The sequence below is a fragment of the Pseudomonas brassicacearum subsp. neoaurantiaca genome (assembly GCF_013608025.1).
Taxonomy (GTDB): domain Bacteria; phylum Pseudomonadota; class Gammaproteobacteria; order Pseudomonadales; family Pseudomonadaceae; genus Aquipseudomonas.
In genome coordinates, this window is sequence record NZ_VDLV01000033.1 from 283,538 (window position 1) to 300,472 (window position 16,935).

At 60.8% G+C, this 16,935-nt stretch carries 16 protein-coding genes; 13 read left to right on the plus strand and 3 right to left on the minus strand.

Translation table 11 applies throughout. The annotated features are described in order from the left end of the window. Nucleotides 1-81: 81 nt before the first annotated feature. The 6 genes from FHK92_RS18610 (at nt 82) to FHK92_RS18635 (ending at nt 7,098) form a co-directional block, all read left to right on the plus strand. Nucleotides 82-1,383 carry an ABC transporter substrate-binding protein gene (locus FHK92_RS18610; RefSeq protein ID WP_181289330.1) on the plus strand — a complete coding sequence of 434 codons (1,302 nt, stop codon included), beginning with the start codon at nt 82-84 and terminating at the stop codon, nt 1,381-1,383. A gap of 143 nt (nt 1,384-1,526) precedes the next feature. Beyond that, nucleotides 1,527-2,435: a carbohydrate ABC transporter permease gene (locus FHK92_RS18615; RefSeq protein ID WP_181289331.1), complete on the plus strand. Its 909-nt coding sequence runs from the start codon at nt 1,527-1,529 to the stop codon at nt 2,433-2,435. After that, complete coding sequence (locus FHK92_RS18620) at nt 2,428-3,273, plus strand: carbohydrate ABC transporter permease (protein ID WP_030139359.1); 846 nt, start codon at nt 2,428-2,430, stop codon at nt 3,271-3,273. Before FHK92_RS18615 ends, FHK92_RS18620 begins: the two co-directional genes overlap by 8 nt. Before the next feature lie 2 nt (nt 3,274-3,275). Further along, a complete protein-coding gene (locus tag FHK92_RS18625) occupies nt 3,276-4,436 on the plus strand; it encodes an ABC transporter ATP-binding protein (protein WP_181289332.1) in 1,161 nt (386 codons plus the stop codon). A 196-nt stretch (nt 4,437-4,632) separates the two neighbouring features. Next, nucleotides 4,633-5,979 carry a carbohydrate porin gene (locus tag FHK92_RS18630; protein WP_181289333.1) on the plus strand — a complete coding sequence of 449 codons (1,347 nt, stop codon included), beginning with the start codon at nt 4,633-4,635 and terminating at the stop codon, nt 5,977-5,979. A 264-nt stretch (nt 5,980-6,243) separates the two neighbouring features. Continuing rightward, on the plus strand, nt 6,244-7,098 hold the full coding sequence (locus tag FHK92_RS18635) for a D-hexose-6-phosphate mutarotase (RefSeq protein ID WP_181289334.1): 855 nt from the start codon (nt 6,244-6,246) through the stop codon (nt 7,096-7,098). 129 nt (nt 7,099-7,227) lie between these two features. Here FHK92_RS18635 and FHK92_RS18640 read toward each other — a convergent pair whose 3' ends face one another. Beyond that, nucleotides 7,228-8,088 (minus strand): MurR/RpiR family transcriptional regulator, encoded by an 861-nt coding sequence (locus tag FHK92_RS18640; RefSeq protein ID WP_181289374.1) that lies wholly within the window; start codon nt 8,086-8,088, stop codon nt 7,228-7,230. Nucleotides 8,089-8,284: 196 nt separating this feature from the next. On the opposite strand from FHK92_RS18640, the gene zwf reads away from it, so the two are divergent. From zwf to FHK92_RS18655, 3 genes are read left to right on the plus strand one after another with little or no spacing between them, the layout of a single operon-like run. Beyond that, nucleotides 8,285-9,757: a glucose-6-phosphate dehydrogenase gene (gene zwf, locus FHK92_RS18645; RefSeq protein ID WP_181289335.1), complete on the plus strand. Its 1,473-nt coding sequence runs from the start codon at nt 8,285-8,287 to the stop codon at nt 9,755-9,757. Then, nucleotides 9,744-10,457, plus strand: a complete 714-nt coding sequence (pgl, locus tag FHK92_RS18650) for a 6-phosphogluconolactonase (protein WP_181289336.1) — start codon at nt 9,744-9,746, stop codon at nt 10,455-10,457. The genes zwf and pgl overlap by 14 nt, the downstream gene beginning before the upstream one ends. A gap of 17 nt (nt 10,458-10,474) precedes the next feature. Then, nucleotides 10,475-11,140 (plus strand): bifunctional 4-hydroxy-2-oxoglutarate aldolase/2-dehydro-3-deoxy-phosphogluconate aldolase, encoded by a 666-nt coding sequence (locus FHK92_RS18655; protein WP_181289337.1) that lies wholly within the window; start codon nt 10,475-10,477, stop codon nt 11,138-11,140. A gap of 196 nt (nt 11,141-11,336) precedes the next feature. Here the strand turns inward: FHK92_RS18655 and FHK92_RS18660 are convergent, their stop codons facing one another. Then, the gene (locus FHK92_RS18660; protein WP_181289338.1) at nt 11,337-12,524 is read right to left on the minus strand and encodes an aminotransferase class V-fold PLP-dependent enzyme; all 1,188 of its coding nucleotides are present in this window, start codon (nt 12,522-12,524) and stop codon (nt 11,337-11,339) included. Nucleotides 12,525-12,552: 28 nt separating this feature from the next. After that, nucleotides 12,553-12,789: a DUF3820 family protein gene (locus tag FHK92_RS18665; protein WP_053119117.1), complete on the minus strand. Its 237-nt coding sequence runs from the start codon at nt 12,787-12,789 to the stop codon at nt 12,553-12,555. A gap of 206 nt (nt 12,790-12,995) precedes the next feature. Here FHK92_RS18665 and FHK92_RS18670 point away from each other — a divergent pair, with 206 nt between their 5' ends. From FHK92_RS18670 to FHK92_RS18685, 4 genes are all read left to right on the plus strand, one after another. After that, nucleotides 12,996-13,460, plus strand: coding sequence for a PA2169 family four-helix-bundle protein (locus FHK92_RS18670; RefSeq protein ID WP_030139349.1), 465 nt, complete (start codon nt 12,996-12,998; stop codon nt 13,458-13,460). Between the two features lie 293 nt (nt 13,461-13,753). Then, on the plus strand, nt 13,754-15,754 hold the full coding sequence (locus FHK92_RS18675) for an FUSC family protein (protein WP_181289339.1): 2,001 nt from the start codon (nt 13,754-13,756) through the stop codon (nt 15,752-15,754). Continuing rightward, nucleotides 15,741-15,947, plus strand: a complete 207-nt coding sequence (locus tag FHK92_RS18680) for a DUF1656 domain-containing protein (RefSeq protein WP_181289340.1) — start codon at nt 15,741-15,743, stop codon at nt 15,945-15,947. The genes FHK92_RS18675 and FHK92_RS18680 overlap by 14 nt, the downstream gene beginning before the upstream one ends. 10 nt (nt 15,948-15,957) lie before the next feature. Then, nucleotides 15,958-16,821: an efflux RND transporter periplasmic adaptor subunit gene (locus FHK92_RS18685; protein ID WP_181289341.1), complete on the plus strand. Its 864-nt coding sequence runs from the start codon at nt 15,958-15,960 to the stop codon at nt 16,819-16,821. Nucleotides 16,822-16,935 lie beyond the last annotated feature (114 nt).

The following is a 16,935-nucleotide window of genomic DNA, read 5'->3' on the forward strand; positions in this document are numbered from 1 at the left end:
GCGAAGGGATAACCCCTGATTAGAATCCATGCAGCGCAAGCACCAGACTTGCATGCATAACAACAAGAAAGGTACTTCTAGATGAATGCGATTTCTCGCCTCGCTACTGTCATTTCTCTTGCTTCCTTGCTTCCCGTCGCAGCATTTCCTGTCACTACCCTTGCCGCCGAATCGAAAGGTTCCGTGGAAGTCGTCCACTGGTGGACGTCGGGTGGTGAAAAAGCCGCGGTCGATGTGCTCAAGGCCCAGGTAGAAAAAGACGGCTTTACCTGGAAGGACGGCGCTGTCGCCGGTGGTGGCGGTTCCACTGCCATGACCGTGCTCAAGAGCCGTGCCGTGGCTGGCAACCCTCCGGGCGTCGCCCAGATCAAAGGTCCGGACATTCAGGAATGGGCGACTACAGGTCTGCTCGACACCGACGTCCTGAAGGACGTTTCCAAGGCGGAAAAGTGGGACAGCCTGCTCGACAAGAAAGTCTCCGACACCGTGAAGTACGAAGGTGACTACGTCGCTGTGCCGGTGAACATCCACCGCGTCAACTGGCTGTGGATCAACCCGGAAGTCTTCAAGAAAGCCGGCATCACCAAGAACCCGACCACCCTCGAAGAATTCTACGCAGCCGGTGACAAGCTCAAGGCTGCCGGCTTCATTCCTCTGGCCCACGGTGGCCAGCCATGGCAGGACAGCACCGTGTTCGAAGCCGTGGTGCTCTCGGTCATGGGCGCTGATGGCTACAAGAAAGCCCTGGTCGACCTGGACAACAAGGCGCTGACCGGTCCGGAAATGGTCAAGGCGCTGACCGAACTGAAGAAAGTCGCGACCTACATGGACGTCGACGGCAAGGGTCAGGACTGGAACCTGGAAGCGGCCAAGGTCATCAACGGCAAGGCCGGCATGCAGATCATGGGTGACTGGGCCAAGAGCGAGTGGACCGCGGCGAAGAAAGTCGCCGGCAAGGACTATGAGTGCGTAGCGTTCCCGGGCACCGACAAAGCCTTCACCTACAACATCGACTCCCTGGCGGTGTTCAAGCAGAAGGATGCAGGCACTTCGGCGGGGCAGAAGGATATCGCCAAGGTCGTGCTGGGCGAGAACTTCCAGAAAGTCTTCAGCATCAACAAAGGCTCGATCCCGGTGCGCAACGACATGCTGGCCGACATGGGCAAGTACGGTTTCGACTCTTGCGCCCAGACCGCCGCCAAGGACTTCCTGGCTGACGCCAAGAACGGCGGCCTGCAACCAAGCATGGCGCACAACATGGCGACCACATTGGCGGTACAAGGCGCGTTCTTTGACGTCGTGACCAACTACATCAACGACCCGAAAGCCGACCCGGCCGATGCCGCCAAGAAGCTTGGCGCAGCGGTTCAGTCTGCGAAGTAATTAGCGCCGCGGTCCCTTGTGGGAGCGAGCTTGCTCGCGATGACAGTGTGTCAGTTCACTCATTTGCTGTATGACACTCCGCTATCGCGAGCAAGCTCGCTCCCACAGAGGGAGGCTCTTGTAACCTTGGTTTGGATTTCCCCATGAGTTCTGTTGCTGTGTTCAGCAAGGCCTCGCCGTTCGATGCATTGCAGCGCTGGCTACCAAAACTGGTAATGGCGCCGAGCATGTTCATCGTCCTGGTGGGCTTCTATGGCTACATCCTGTGGACGTTCGTCCTGTCGTTCACGACGTCGACTTTCCTGCCCACCTACAAATGGGCGGGCCTGGCGCAATACGCACGGCTGTGGGACAACGACCGCTGGTGGGTGGCCAGCAAGAACCTCGCGGTGTTCGGTGGCATGTTCATCGGCATCACCCTGGTGATCGGCGTGCTGCTGGCGGTGTTCCTCGACCAGCGTATTCGTCGCGAAGGTTTCATCCGCACCATTTACCTGTACCCGATGGCGCTCTCGATGATCGTCACCGGTACCGCCTGGAAATGGCTGCTCAACCCGGGCATGGGCCTGGACAAATTGTTGCGTGACTGGGGTTGGGAAGGCTTCCGCCTGGACTGGCTGATCGACCCTGACCGCGTGGTGTATTGCCTGGTGATCGCTGCCGTATGGCAGGCCTCGGGTTTCATCATGGCGATGTTCCTGGCCGGCCTGCGTGGCGTGGACCAGTCGATCATCCGCGCCGCGCAGATCGATGGCGCGAGCATGCCGCGCATCTACTGGAAAGTCGTGCTGCCGAGCCTGCGCCCGGTGTTCTTCAGCGCCGTGATGATCCTGGCGCACATCGCGATCAAGAGCTTCGACCTGGTGGCGGCCATGACGGCCGGTGGCCCGGGCTACTCCTCCGACCTGCCTGCCATGTTCATGTACTCGTTCACCTTCAGCCGCGGCCAGATGGGCATGGGCTCGGCCAGTGCAATCCTGATGCTCGGCGCGATCCTCGCGATCATCGTGCCTTACCTGTACTCCGAGCTGAGGGCCAAGCGTCATGACTAGTCTCGCTGCGAAACCGTCCATCAGCCTGAGCCGCATCGCGATCTACGCGGTGCTGATCCTCGCGGTACTGCTTTACCTGGTGCCGTTGGTGGTCATGCTGTTGACCAGCTTCAAGACGCCGGAAGACATCAGCACCGGCAACCTGTTGAGCTGGCCGACCGTGGTCAGCGGCATCGGTTGGGTCAAGGCCTGGGCCACGGTCAACGGCTATTTTTGGAACTCGATCAAGATCACCGTGCCGGCCGTGCTGATTTCCACTGCTATCGGCGCATTGAACGGATATGTGCTGTCGATGTGGCGCTTCCGTGGGTCGCAGTTGTTCTTCGGCCTGTTGCTGTTCGGTTGCTTCCTGCCGTTCCAGACCGTGCTGCTGCCGGCCTCGTTCACCCTCGGCAAGATGGGCCTGGCCAGCACCACCACCGGCCTGGTGTTTGTCCACGTCGTCTACGGCCTGGCGTTCACCACGCTGTTCTTCCGTAACTACTACGTGAGCATTCCCGACGCGTTGGTGAAGGCTGCGCGCCTCGATGGGGCCGGGTTCTTCACGATCTTCCGCCGCATCATCCTGCCGATGTCGACGCCGATCATCATGGTCTGCCTGATCTGGCAGTTCACGCAGATCTGGAACGACTTCCTGTTCGGCGTGGTGTTCTCCAGCGGCGACTCCCAGCCCATCACGGTGGCGCTGAACAACTTGGTCAACACCAGCACCGGGGCCAAGGAATATAACGTGGACATGGCGGCGGCGATGATCGCCGGGCTGCCGACCCTGCTGGTCTATGTGATCGCAGGCAAGTATTTCGTGCGCGGCCTCACGGCTGGCGCGGTCAAGGGGTAATCATGGCTACGCTTGAACTTCGCAATGTAAACAAGACCTACGGCGCGGGCCTGCCCGACACCTTGAAGGACATCCAATTGTCGATCAAGGAAGGCGAATTCCTGATCCTGGTCGGCCCTTCGGGTTGCGGTAAATCGACCCTGATGAACTGCATCGCCGGTCTCGAGACCATCACTGGCGGCGCGATCATGATCGGCGACCAGGACGTCAGCGGCATGAGCCCGAAGGATCGCGACATCGCCATGGTGTTCCAGTCCTACGCGCTGTACCCGACCATGAGCGTGCGCGAGAACATCGAGTTCGGCCTGAAGATTCGCAAGATGAAGCAGTCGGACATCAACGAAGAAGTGGCGCGGGTTGCCAAGTTGCTGCAGATCGAACACCTGCTCAACCGCAAGCCCGGCCAGCTCTCCGGTGGTCAACAGCAGCGCGTCGCGATGGGGCGTGCCCTGGCGCGGCGGCCGAAGATCTACCTGTTCGACGAGCCGCTGTCCAACCTCGACGCCAAGCTGCGGGTCGAGATGCGCACCGAAATGAAACTGATGCACCAGCGCCTGAAAACCACCACGGTCTACGTGACCCACGACCAGATCGAAGCCATGACCCTGGGCGACAAAGTGGCGGTGATGAAGGACGGGATCATCCAGCAGTTCGGCACGCCGAAGGACATCTACAACAACCCGGCCAACCTGTTCGTGGCGAGTTTTATCGGCTCGCCGCCGATGAACTTCATCCCGCTGCGCCTGCAACGCAAGGACGGTCGCCTGCTGGCCTTGCTCGACAGCGGCCAGGCCCGTTGCGAGTTGCCGCTGGGCATGCAGGACGCCGGGCTGGAAGATCGCGAAGTGATCCTCGGGCTGCGCCCGGAGCAGATCGTCCTGGCGGGCAACGAGCCAAACGGTTTGCCGACTATTCGCGCCGAAGTCCAGGTCACCGAGCCCACCGGTCCGGACACCCTGGTATTCGTCAACCTCAACGACACCAAGGTCTGCTGCCGCCTGGCGCCGGACGTGGCGCCGCAGCCGGGGGAAACCCTGACGTTGCAATTCGATCCGGCGAAAGTATTGCTGTTCGACGCCAAGTCCGGCGAGCGCTTGGGCGTGGCCGCGCAGCCACAGGCTGAAGACCGGCCTGCCAACGTGGCGCAGTTCAAAGGTCGATGAGAGGCCTATGTGGGAGTGAGCTTGCTCGCGATGACGGTAGATCAGTTGCTGCCGAGGTGAATGACACACCGCTATCGCGAGCAAGCTCGCTCCCACAGAAAAAGGAGTATGCGGTGAGTGGGGGACCATCCATCGCAATCGTTGTAAACCGCGTTAGATAAAAACAGTTAATAACAATAAAGACGAGGATGTAGGGATGAAGAAGAAAAACAATGCCCAGCTTATCTGCCAGTTGTCAGCCGTTGCGGCGATGATGCTGGCCGGTAGCGCACACGCTGCCGACGCGTTCAGCGCCGATTCGCAGTGGATGACGGGCGACTGGGGCGGTGAACGGACCAAACTGATCGAGCAGGGTATCGACATCAAGGCCGACTATGTCGGCGAAGTGGGCGGCAACCTGCACGGTGGCTATAACAACGACAAGACCGCGCGTTACGCCGACCAGTTCGGTCTGGGCGTGGCGCTGGACCTGGAAAAGCTGTGGGGCTGGGATAACACCCAAGCCAAGATCCAACTGACCAACCGTAACGGGCAGAACATCTCCAACGACCGCGTCGGCGACCCGCGCGCAGGCACCTTGAGTTCCTCACAGGAAGTCTATGGTCGTGGTCACATGGTCCGTTTGACCCAATTGTGGATCAAGCACCAGTTCCTCGACGGCAAGCTGGACGTCAAGGCCGGTTACTTCGGCGAAGGCGAAGACTTCAACACCTTCCCTTGCGAATTCCAGAACCTGGCGTTCTGCGGCTCCCAAGTGGGTAACTGGGCGACCGGCATCTGGTACAACTGGCCCGTCATGCAGGCTGCAATCCGCGTGAAGTACAACATCACGCCTGAGTTCTACGCGCAAATCGGTGCGTACAACCAGAACCCATCGCAGCTGGAGCACGGCAACGGCTTCAAGCTCAGCGGCAGCGGCACCAAAGGTACCGTCATTCCTGTCGAACTGGTCTGGTCGCCGAAGGTCAACAACCTGCCGGGCGAATACCGTGTCGGTTACTACAAGAGCACGGCTGACGCCAACGACGTCCGTGAAGACGAAGACGGCAACGATGCCGCTACCACCGGCAACGCCTACCGCAGTCACGATAGCAAGCACGGCTACTGGTTCGTGGCGCAACAGCAACTCACTACTCACAACGGCGACGCGTCCCGCGGCCTGAACATCGCGGCCAACGCAACCTTCCACGACAAGGACACCAACGTCGTCGACAACTACCAGTCGTTGATGTTCGTGTACAAAGGACCGTTCGACGCACGTCCGAAGGATGACATCGGGATCGGTTTCTCCCGTATCCATGTCAACGAAGACGTGAAGAAAAACGCCGACCTGACCAACATCGCCAACGGTGTCACCGACTACAACGACCCACTGTTCGCGCCACTGCGTAGCACTGAGTACAACTACGAACTCAACTACGGCGTGCACGTGACCAACTGGCTGACCGTGCGTCCGAACCTGCAATACATCACCCACCCGGGCGGTGTTGACGAGGTCGACAACGCCTTGGTGGCCGGTCTGAAAATTCAGTCGGTGTTCTAACGCTGTTGCGATAAGCTCCTCTCTATGTGCGCATATTTGCGGACGGCCAAGGCTGTCCGCTTTTTTTTGTGAGATGGCTGGCAAGGAACCTGTGGCGAGGGAGCTTGCTCCCGCTGGGTTGCGAAGCGACCCCTGAGCCATTCAACTCGGTGCTTCAGCCAGACCGAATCTGCTTCCTTAACGACTGCTTCGCAGCCGAGCGGGAGCAAGCTCCCTCGCCACAAAAGCAGATGAGCAACTCAATGATTTCCAGGACCACAGCCCATGCATGAGCATCCCCTGCAACGCTTTTTCAGATCCTTGCGCGAGCGTCCGGTGTTTGCGTGGGAGCGCTATCAGCAGCGTGATGTGTTGGTCATCGATCATCCGCTGTGCCAGGCGGTTTTCAGTCGCCAGGGTGCGCAGTTGTTGCACTTCCAGCCACGCGGCCAGAAACCCTGGCTGTGGTGCGCGGCGAAGTGGCCGCAGGTCGGTGCAATACGCGGCGGCGTTCCGGTGTGCTGGCCTTGGTATGGCCGTCACCCGAGCGAAAATGCCTGGCCGTCCCATGGCTGGGCGCGTTTGATCAATTGGAAACTGCTCGACAGCCGCAGCGATGACGACGGCGTGCATTTGCACTGGCAATTGCAGCTGTGCGACTGGCAAGTGGACCTGCATGCCGACCTGGGCGAACGCATGGAACTGCGCTTGAGCACCGAGCATCAAGACAGCTTGCCTTGCCAGTTGAGCCAGGCGTTGCACGCCTATTGGCGTATTGGCGACATCGGTGAGGTAGCGCTGTCTGGGCTTGAAGGTGCAGAGGGTTATGACCAATTGAACCGCGAGGTTTGCCGCCAGCAAGGCGAGTTGCGGGTGGACGGTGGCTGCCAGCGGGTGTTCCAGCATGACGGGGAACTGCAGCTCAAGGATCACGCCTGGCAGCGCGAGTTGTGCATCGACACGGGCGACAGTGCCGACACCGTGGTCTGGCATCCGGGCGCACGGCCGTTGCTGGGGGTGAGTTGGGATGAGGTCAGCGAATTTGTCTGCGTCGAAGCGGCCAGCGGCGGCACCGATAGTGTGTGCCTGGCGCCGGGGGAGCGGGCGCATTTGAGTTTGCAGGCGCGGGCGGGGGCTTGATTCAGAAGTGCCGGCCTCTTCGCGAGCAGGCTCGCTCCCACAATGGATCTTTGACGTTCATACAGACCCCTGTGGGAGCGAGCCTGCTCGCGAAGACGGACTATCTGACGCTGAAGGTTCCGGACCGAATCAGTTGAACTCATCCCCAACCGGGTACCGGCTGGCATTCAGGCTCTCCTTGATCTTGCGCAGGTGCGGCTGGAAATCCACGCCCCGGCGCAGGGTCATGCCGGTGGCGAGCACGTCCAGCACGGTGAGCTGGATGATCCGTGAAGTCATCGGCATGTAGATGTCCGTGTCTTCCGGCAGGGGAATGTTCAGGCTCAGGGTGCTGGCCTTGGCCAGCGGCGAGCCTTCGGCGGTCAGGCCTAGCACCGATGCGCCGTTCTCCCGGGCGATGCGTGCCACTTCCACCAGCTCGCGGGTACGCCCGGTGTAGGAAATGATCACGAACAGCTCGCCGGTATGGGCCACCGAGGCGATCATGCGTTGCATCAGTACGTCGGCATGGGCGGTCACCGCCAGGTTGAAGCGGAAGAATTTGTGCTGGGCATCCAACGCCACCGGGGCCGAGGCGCCGAGGCCGAAGAAGTGGATCTGCCGGGCCTGGATCAGCAAATCCACGGCGCGGCTGATCAAATTTGGATCAAGGGCCTGGCAGGCACTGTCCAATGAGGCAATGGCACTGCCAAAGATTTTCTGGGTGTAGGCTTCCGGGTTGTCGTCGGCCTCAACCGCGCGGCTGACATAGGCCGCGCCGCTGGCCAGGCTTTGCGCCAGTTGCAGCTTGAGTTCCGGATAACCGCTGACACCGAACGAGCGGCAGAAGCGGTTGACGGTCGGTTCGCTGACCGAAGCGGCCTGGGCGAGGGCGGCGATGCTGAAACGGGTTGCCTGCTGTGGGTTGAGCAGGATCACTTCGGCCACCTTGCGTTCGGCCTTGTTCAGGTCTTCCAGGCGACTCTGGATCTGCTCCAGTAGATTTCGCACGCGGTCCATACAAGATTCCTAGAGAGGCGGGTCTTTGATACGACCCTTTGCGGTGGCCTATCCTACTGATGGCTCCGACGGACCACCACTCGGAATCGGTATTTTCGAAAAATGTTGTGGTTATTACTACATTTTTCCTTGAGTGATACCTTGAAAAAAGGTATTTGTAGCTTAACTTGATAAAAGAACAAACATCATGCATTCGATTACGGTTGAACCGTGCACCTTTGCCTTGTTCGGCGCGTTGGGCGACCTGGCGTTGCGCAAGCTGTTTCCTGCCCTTTATCAGCTCGATGGCGCCGGCCTGTTGCACGAGGACACGCGGATCCTCGCGTTGGCCCGCGAACCTGGCAGCGAACAGCAGCATCTGGCGTTCATCGCCACCGAGCTGCGCCGTTATGTAGGTGACAAAGACCTCAACGAAACCGTGATCGAGCGCTTCCTGGCGCGACTGACCTACCTGCATGTGGATTTCCTCAGGGCTGAGGATTACGTCGCCCTCGCCGAGCAGGCCGGTTCGACCCAGCAGCAGGTCATTGCCTATTTCGCCACGCCGGCTGCCGTCTACGGCGCGATCTGCGAGAACCTGGCCAAGGTCGGCTTGAGCGAAAACACCCGCGTCGTGCTGGAAAAACCCATCGGCTCGGACCTGGAATCCTCGCGCAAGGTCAACGATGCCGTGGCGCAGTTCTTCCCGGAAAACCGCACCTATCGCATTGACCATTACCTGGGCAAGGAGACGGTGCAGAACCTGATCGCGCTGCGCTTCGCCAACAGCCTGTTCGAAACCCAGTGGAACCAGAACTACATCTCCCACGTGGAGATCACCGTGGCCGAGAAGGTCGGTATCGAGGGCCGCTGGGGCTATTTCGACAAGGCCGGCCAGCTGCGGGACATGATCCAGAACCACTTGCTGCAACTGCTTTGCCTGATTGCCATGGACCCGCCGGCCGACCTGTCTGCCGACAGCATCCGTGACGAGAAGGTGAAGGTGCTCAAGGCCCTCGCGCCGATCAGCCCGGAAGGCCTGACCACCCAGGTGGTGCGCGGCCAATACATCGCCGGCCACAGCGAAGGCAAGGCGGTTCCGGGTTATCTGGAAGAACCAAATTCCAACACCCAGAGCGACACCGAGACTTTTGTTGCCCTGCGCGCCGACATTCGCAACTGGCGCTGGGCCGGTGTTCCGTTCTACCTGCGCACCGGCAAGCGCATGCCGCAAAAGCTGTCGCAGATCGTGATTCACTTCAAGGAACCGTCCCACTACATCTTCGCCCCCGAGCAGCGCCTGCAGATCAGCAACAAACTGATCATCCGCCTGCAACCGGACGAAGGGATTTCCTTGCGGGTGATGACCAAGGAGCAAGGCCTGGACAAGGGCATGCAATTGCGCAGCGGTCCGCTGCAACTCAACTTCTCCGACACCTATCGCAGCGCGCGGATTCCCGATGCCTACGAGCGGTTGTTGCTGGAAGTCATGAACGGCAATCAGAACCTGTTTGTCCGTAAAGATGAAATCGAAGCCGCGTGGACGTGGTGTGACCAGTTGATCGCCGGATGGAAGAAGTCCGGCGATGCGCCCAAGCCGTATGCCGCTGGGTCCTGGGGGCCGATGAGCTCCATTGCACTGATCACGCGGGATGGGAGGTCATGGTATGGCGATATCTGAATTGCAACTGCCCCAGGGCGTCACCGCCCTGGCATTCAAGAGCCCGGTGGCGCTGGCGGAAAAACTGGCGCTGAACGTGGCGGAGCAACTGCGCGCCGCAATCGATGCCAAAGGCGCGGCAACCCTGGTGGTTTCCGGTGGGCGCAGCCCGGTGGCGTTTTTCCAGCACTTGGCCAAGCAGGCGCTGGACTGGTCGAAGGTGGTGGTGAGCCTGGCTGACGAGCGCTGGGTGCCGGTTGAACATGCCGACAGCAATGCCGGCCTGCTCAAGCGTTATCTGCTCCAAGGCGCTGCGGCCAAGGCCCAGTTCCTGAGCCTGTACAGCGCCAGCGCCAACCTGGAAGCCGCCGCCGAACAGGCTGATCGTTTGTTGGCCGAACTGCCTCCAATCGATGTGCTGGTCCTGGGCATGGGCGACGACGGGCATACCGCGTCGCTGTTCCCCGACAGTCCGAACCTGGCCCAGGCCCTGGATAAGGATGGCGAGCGCCGTTGCTGGCCGATGCTGGCGCCGACCGTGCCGCACCAGCGCTTGACCATGAGCCGCGCCTTGCTGGCCTCGGCCCGACACAAAGTGCTGGCGATTTCCGGTCAATCGAAATTGACCACATTGAACGCTGCGGTGGCGGGTGACGATGTCGCCGAAATGCCGATCCGCGCGTTTCTGCAACCTACGTTAGAGATTTACTGGTGCCCATGAACCAAGGATCAGCCGCTATGAAAAACCCATCCCCGACCGTTTCCATGGCGGACAAAGTTGCCCTGATCGACAGCCTCTGCGCCAAGGCGCGGATCCTGCCGGTGATCACCATCGCTCGCGAACAGGACATCCTGCCATTGGCCGATGCCCTGGCCGCGGGTGGTCTGACGGCGTTGGAAGTGACCTTGCGCTCGCAGTTCGGCCTCAAGGCCATCCAGGTGCTGCGCGAACAGCGTCCGGAATTGGTGACCGGTGCTGGCACGGTGCTTGATCGCCACATGCTGGCCGCCGCCGAGGCAGCCGGTTCGCAATTCATCGTCACCCCAGGCATTACCCGCGATCTGCTGGAAGCCAGCGTCCAGAGCCCGATCCCGTTGCTGCCGGGGATCAGCAATGCCTCGGGCATCATGGAAGGCTACGGCCTGGGCTATCGCCGCTTCAAGTTGTTCCCGGCGGAAGTCAGCGGTGGCGTGGCGGCGATCAAAGCGTTGGGCGGACCGTTTGGCGAAGTGAAATTCTGCCCGACCGGCGGTGTCAGCCCGGCCAATATCAAGAGCTACATGGCGTTGAAAAACGTGATGTGCGTGGGCGGTAGCTGGATGCTCGATCCGGAGTGGATCAAGAACGGCGACTGGGCCCGCATCCAGGAATGCACCGCCGAGGCACTGGCGCTGCTGGACTGATTTCTTACCGAACTTCGTTGTGTGTTCTACGGCTTTACGGTGCGCTTGGTCGGCGCGCCGTTTTTTTTTGCCTGGATTTTTGCAACGAGCACGCTGGCTCTGTGGCGAGGGGATTTATCCCCGCTGGGGCGCGTAGCGGCCCTATGCTTTTTGGGTCTGCTATGCAGCCCAGCGGGGATAAATCCCCTCGCCACAACTAGATTCGGCTCAGGTTGGTCAGTGCTCGGCTCAACCGCTCGATATCCCGCGCCAACGTAATCAATCCCGGCGTGATGCGAATGCACGGCCCAACGCTGGTTTCGCGTACCACGGTGAAAATCCCGTGGTCCTTGAGCAATCGATTCGCCATTGCCTGCTGGTCTGGCTGTGCGGTGAATCGCATCGAGGTGATGCCGCAATACAGGCGCCGGTCATCCGGGGTCATGACTTCAATGCCCGGTACGTCACGAACGGCGCTCACCCACAGGTCGCGCAGGTAACAGAGCCGCGCGCCTTTGGCTGACGCGCCGCCCAGGGCACGGTGTTCTTCAAACACCAGGGGCAGCGTCAGCAATGCCGGGATATTGGGCGTGCTGTGGGGCGTGCGTGAGCGTATGTCGGTGGCCGGGTAATTGGCTTCGTCCATGTCCGGATCGATGTCGGCCAGCCGTTGTGGTTCGATGTAGAGAAAGCCCAGGGCCAGGGGGCCGCCAATCCATTTCTGCAGATTGAAGCCGGCGAACGGGATGCCGAGTTTCTTCAGGTCGAAATCGATCTGCCCCAAGGCGTGGGCACCGTCGAGAATGATGTCGACCTCGAACTCCCGCGCCGCCTCGGCAATCGCCTGGACCGGCATCACCAGGCCGGTCAGGTGATTGACGTAGGTCAGCGCCATCACCTTCAGGCGCGGATAGCGAATGAAGGCTTCTCGATAAGTACCCACCAGGCTGTCGAAAGTGGCAGGGTAGGGAAGGACCAGCTCAACGACCTCCGCGCCACGTTGGCGGGCCAGCCAGCGCATGGCGCTCTTGACCGAGGTGTATTCCACGTCGCTGATCAGCACCTGGTCGCCGGGCTTGAGACCGTTGTAGTTGCGAATCAGCATCTGCAGGGCATCCACTGCGCTGGTGGCCAGTGCCACGGTGGACGCCGGGGCACGGATCAGTTGCGCCACCTGGCGGCGAATGGCTTCGCCGTGTTCCCGGTCGAAGTGCTGGCGCACGTACACCGAGTTGCTGCGGTTGATGAGTTCGATGTTGCGCTGGTATTCCTCGACGACGGTGCGCGACATCCGACCGAAGTAGCCGTTTTCCAGATTGAGCAAGCCATCGGCCTCGACATCGTAGCGACCGACAAAGGTTTCCCAGAAAGTTTCGTCGTGGGCGCGAAGGGTGTTCTCGGGCATGGCGGGCTCAATCAATAAATGGCGGTGTTCAATGGCGAGGCTTGGGCAGACCATGTTTGGCTCGCAACGGGTCCAGCAGGTCCGACAAGCCGTTGTGGTCGATTTCCTGCATCAAGGCCAGCAACCCGCCCAGTTCCCCTTTGGGAAAACCCTCCCGTGCGAACCAGTTCAAGTACTGGCCCGGCAAGTCGGCAAGGATTCGGCCCTTGTATTTGCCGAAGGGCATCTGGCGCGTCACCAGCAGCTCGAGTTTTTCCGGATTCATTGCGATTCGTCTTGATAATTACCATCGGCAAAATACAGGCATTCTGCATGCAGGCCAAATGACAGATCATGCAAATAACGCGGATACAGATTTGTCTTTGTTTTTTAAATATTTGATTTACAAGTATTTATTTCGTTAATGATGCCTGGCATGGCCGATGCAATATTCCTTGCAGGTTTTTATTCACCAAGCAAAGGAACTGAAAAATGACTGACATCAACAAAGAATCCATCTCTGTCTTGAACGACCTGATCGAGACCAGCAAGGATGGCCAGGAAGGATTCAAGACCTGCGCTGAAGACATCAAGCATCCTGAACTCAAGGCGCTGTTCGTCAAGCGCTCCGCCGATTGCGCAACCGCCGCGGCCGAATTGCAGGCTGCGGTCCGTTCCCTGGGTGGTGATCCGGAAACCTCCACCAGCGTCTCCGGTGACCTGCACCGCCGTTGGGTGGACGTGAAGTCGATGTTCACCGGCAAGGACGAAGAAGCGGTGCTCAACGAAGCCGAGCGCGGCGAAGACCATGCGCTGAAGGCTTACAAGGAAGCCATCGAGAAGATCAACAAGCACAACCTGGTGGGCATTCGTGACCTCGTCGAGCGCCAGTACCATGGCGTGCAACGCAACCACGATCAGGTCAAGGCCCTGCGCAACCAGGCGCGTGCCAGCTAAATAGCGTGTGTCCTGCTCAAAAAAACGCCAGCCAGCCTGGCGTTTTTTTTGTCTGGAGCGACTCAGATTGACGGTAAACACTCTTGTGGCGAGGGAGCTTGCTCCCGCTGGGCTGCCCAGCAGCCCCAAAAATCAGGGTCGCTACGCAACCCAGCGGGAGCAAGCTCCCTCGTCACAAAAGCCTTCGCATGACGGGTCGACAAACAACTCTGGACTCAAATAGGTAGCTAGCTAATAATTGCATCACCTTCCCAGCGATCTATCGTTACAACATCCCTAGAAGAGTTTCTCGCGTGCCCATTACCCTCCAGGCCTTGTTCGCCCCCGATCGCCTCGCTGTGCAGTTCGCCATCAAGACCGTGCTCGGTGGCGGCCTGGCGCTGTGGCTGGCGTTGCGCTGGGGGCTGGAGCAGCCGTCCTGGGCGCTGATGACCGCGTTCATCGTTGCTCAGCCGTTGTCCGGGATGGTGGTGCAGAAGGGCTTGGCGCGATTGCTCGGCACCCTGGTGGGCACCATCATGTCAGTGGTGTTCATGGGTCTGTTCGCCCAGACGCCATGGTTGTTCCTACTGGCGCTGGCGCTGTGGCTGGGCGTATGCACGGCCTGTTCGACGCTGTTGCGCAGCGCCTGGTCCTATTCGTTCGTGTTGGCGGGCTATACGGTGGCGATTATCGCTTTGCCGGCCATTTCCCATCCGCTTGCGGTGTTTGATCAAGCCGTTGCGCGTTGCACTGAAATCAGCCTGGGCATCGCCTGTGCCACGGCGACCAGTGCGTTGCTCTGGCCGCTGCGGGTCGAGCGGCAATTGGCGGATCAGGCCCGTGCCGCCTGGCTGAGCGGCATGCAGGCGGCCCGCGCCACGTTGGCGGGTGATGCCCAGGCGCGCAAGGGTTTGCTCGAAATCCTTGGCAAGATCGTCGCGGTGGATGCCCAGCGTGAACACGCCTGGTTCGAAGGCAGCCTGGGTCGCCAGCGTGCCCGGGCCATTAGCGGCTTGAGCCAGAAATTGCTGATGCTGTTGCGCATTTCCCGTTCGGTGCGCAGGCAGTGGAAACAGCTTGAGCCGCAGGAAGCCGAAGCGCTTCAGCCATGGATGGACGAGGTGCAGCAAGCCCTGGAGGCGGACAGCTCGGCACTGCAGGCGTTACGACCGCGGGTCTGGGACGCCTCTCACGACCCGCAGATCAGCTCGGCGCAAAGTTATTGCCTGGCTCGGTTCGCCTTGCTGCTCGATACCGCCCTGGCCGCCTGCGCTGCGCTGGCGGCGGTGCAGGAGGGCAGGGCAACGGTAGACCCGCCGCGAACCCTGGCGCCGCACCGCGATCTTTCCCTGGCCGTGGTCTTTGGCGCCCGCAGTGCTCTCGCGTTCCTGGCGGTGTCGTGTTTCTGGCTGGCCACCGCCTGGCCCGCCGCGTCCGGTGCCCTGGTGCTCACTTGCGTGGTGTGCAGCCTGTTCGCCAGCCGGGAAAACGGCGCGCAGATCGGCATGAGTTTCTTGCGGGGCATTCTGCTGGCGGTGCCGACGGCGTTCGTGATTGGCGAAATCCTGCTGCCGCAATGGAACAGTTTCGCGATGCTCTGCATGGCCATGGGCGTGCCGCTGTTCCTCGGGGCGCTGGGGATGGCCAAGCCGCCGATATTTGCCACGGCCACTTCGTTCTGCCTGCATTTCGTGGTGTTGGTGTCGCCGCTCAACGCGATGAAGTACGACGTCGCGGCTTTTTTCAATAACGCCCAAGCGATGATGATTGGTGTGGGCGCGGCGGTGTTGGCTTTCAAGCTGCTGATCCTGCGCAACCCGGCGTGGCACAGTCGTCGACTGCTGGCCGCGACCCTGGACGATCTGGTGCGCCTGACTCATCGCAACCTGGGCGGTGCCGAGAGCTGGTTTGGCGGGCGCATGGCTGACCGGCTGCTGCAACTGGCCCGGCATTACCCCGAACTGCCGGTGCCGGCGCGCAGCCGTTGGGATGATGGTTTGCTGGGCCTGGACATCGGCGATGAGCTGCTGCATCTGCGCTTGAGCCTGGCCGTTGCCCAAATCCCCGAAAGCCCAGCCCAGCGCCGTTATTTCGAAACGCTGGAACAGGTCTTGGAGCGTGGCCCGGCCGGTGACCAGGCCGACGCGCTGGCCCGGGTGAGCGATGACTATCTGCGAGTATTGGCACAGCAACCTTCGAGCGATGCGCTGAAACTGGCCCAGGGCGCCGTCGTGCAACTGCAGAACAGCTGGCGCGCCTGGTGTCGCCAGCACGAATCCGAACGAGGGGAGCTTAGCCATGGGCTTGTGTGAATGGTCGATCGGCGGGGTACTGCTCAGCCCGTTCCTGATTTACGTGGTGCTGGCCCTGCTGGCGACCGGTGCGTTGCGCCTGTTGCTCGGCCTGTTGCCCGCCGGGCGCTGGATCTGGCACGAAGCCTTGTTCGACTGTGCCCTGTATGTCTGTGTCCTGACTGTCATTACCCTGGTCCTCGGACCGTTATGAGGAGTTGAACATGCGTACCTCCGTACGTGTCGCCGTCACGTTGTGCGTGGTGGCCGTGGCGATCTTCGCCGGGTTTCATTTGTGGCAGTACTACATGCTCACGCCCTGGACCCGTGACGCGCGAATCCGCGCCGACGTGGTGGTGGTCGCCCCTGACGTCTCGGGCTGGGTGCGCGAGCTCAAGGCCGTGGATAACCAGCAGGTCAAGGCCGGCGATTTATTGCTGAGTATCGATCGCGAGCGTTTCGAGGCCGCCGTGGAGAAAGCCCGGGCGGTGGTCCAGACCCGCCAGCAACAGTTGAGTTTGCGTGAGCACGAAGCCAGTCGCCGGGCAGCCCTTGGGCCCCAGGCCATCAGCGCCGAGTTGCGCGAGAACGCCCAGATCAACGCCGGCATTGCCCGAGGTGAACTGCGCGAGGCCCAGGCCGAAGCGAAGGTCGCCGAGTTGAACCTGGCCCGCAGCCAGGTCCTGGCTCCGCGTAGCGGCCATATCACCAACCTGCGCCTGGCCGAAGGCAACTACGTGAATGCCGGGCAACCGGTCATGGCGCTGATCGATGACTCGACGTTTTATGTGCAGGCCTATTTCGAAGAAACCAAACTGCCGCGGATTCGCGTGGGCGATCCGGTCAAGGTCTGGTTGATGAGCGCCGGGCATGCGCTGGAAGGCCACGTGGAAAGCATCAGTCGCGGCATCACCGACCGCAACACCAACCCTGACGCGCAACTGCTGGCGGAAGTGGAGCCGACCTTCAACTGGGTGCGCCTGGCCCAGCGCATTCCGGTGCGGATCAAGCTCGACAAGGTGCCAGAAGGCGTGACGTTGAGCGCGGGGATGACGGCGAGCGTGCAAGTGCGGGACGAGCCGCAGTAGCCGCCGCGCTGCGAACCCCCGTGGCGAGGGAGCTTGCTCCCGCTCGGCGGCGAAGCCGTCGTAAAAAGGCGCCCGCGTTGGATCAGATCAATTCGGGTGTCTTTTTTGGGGGCG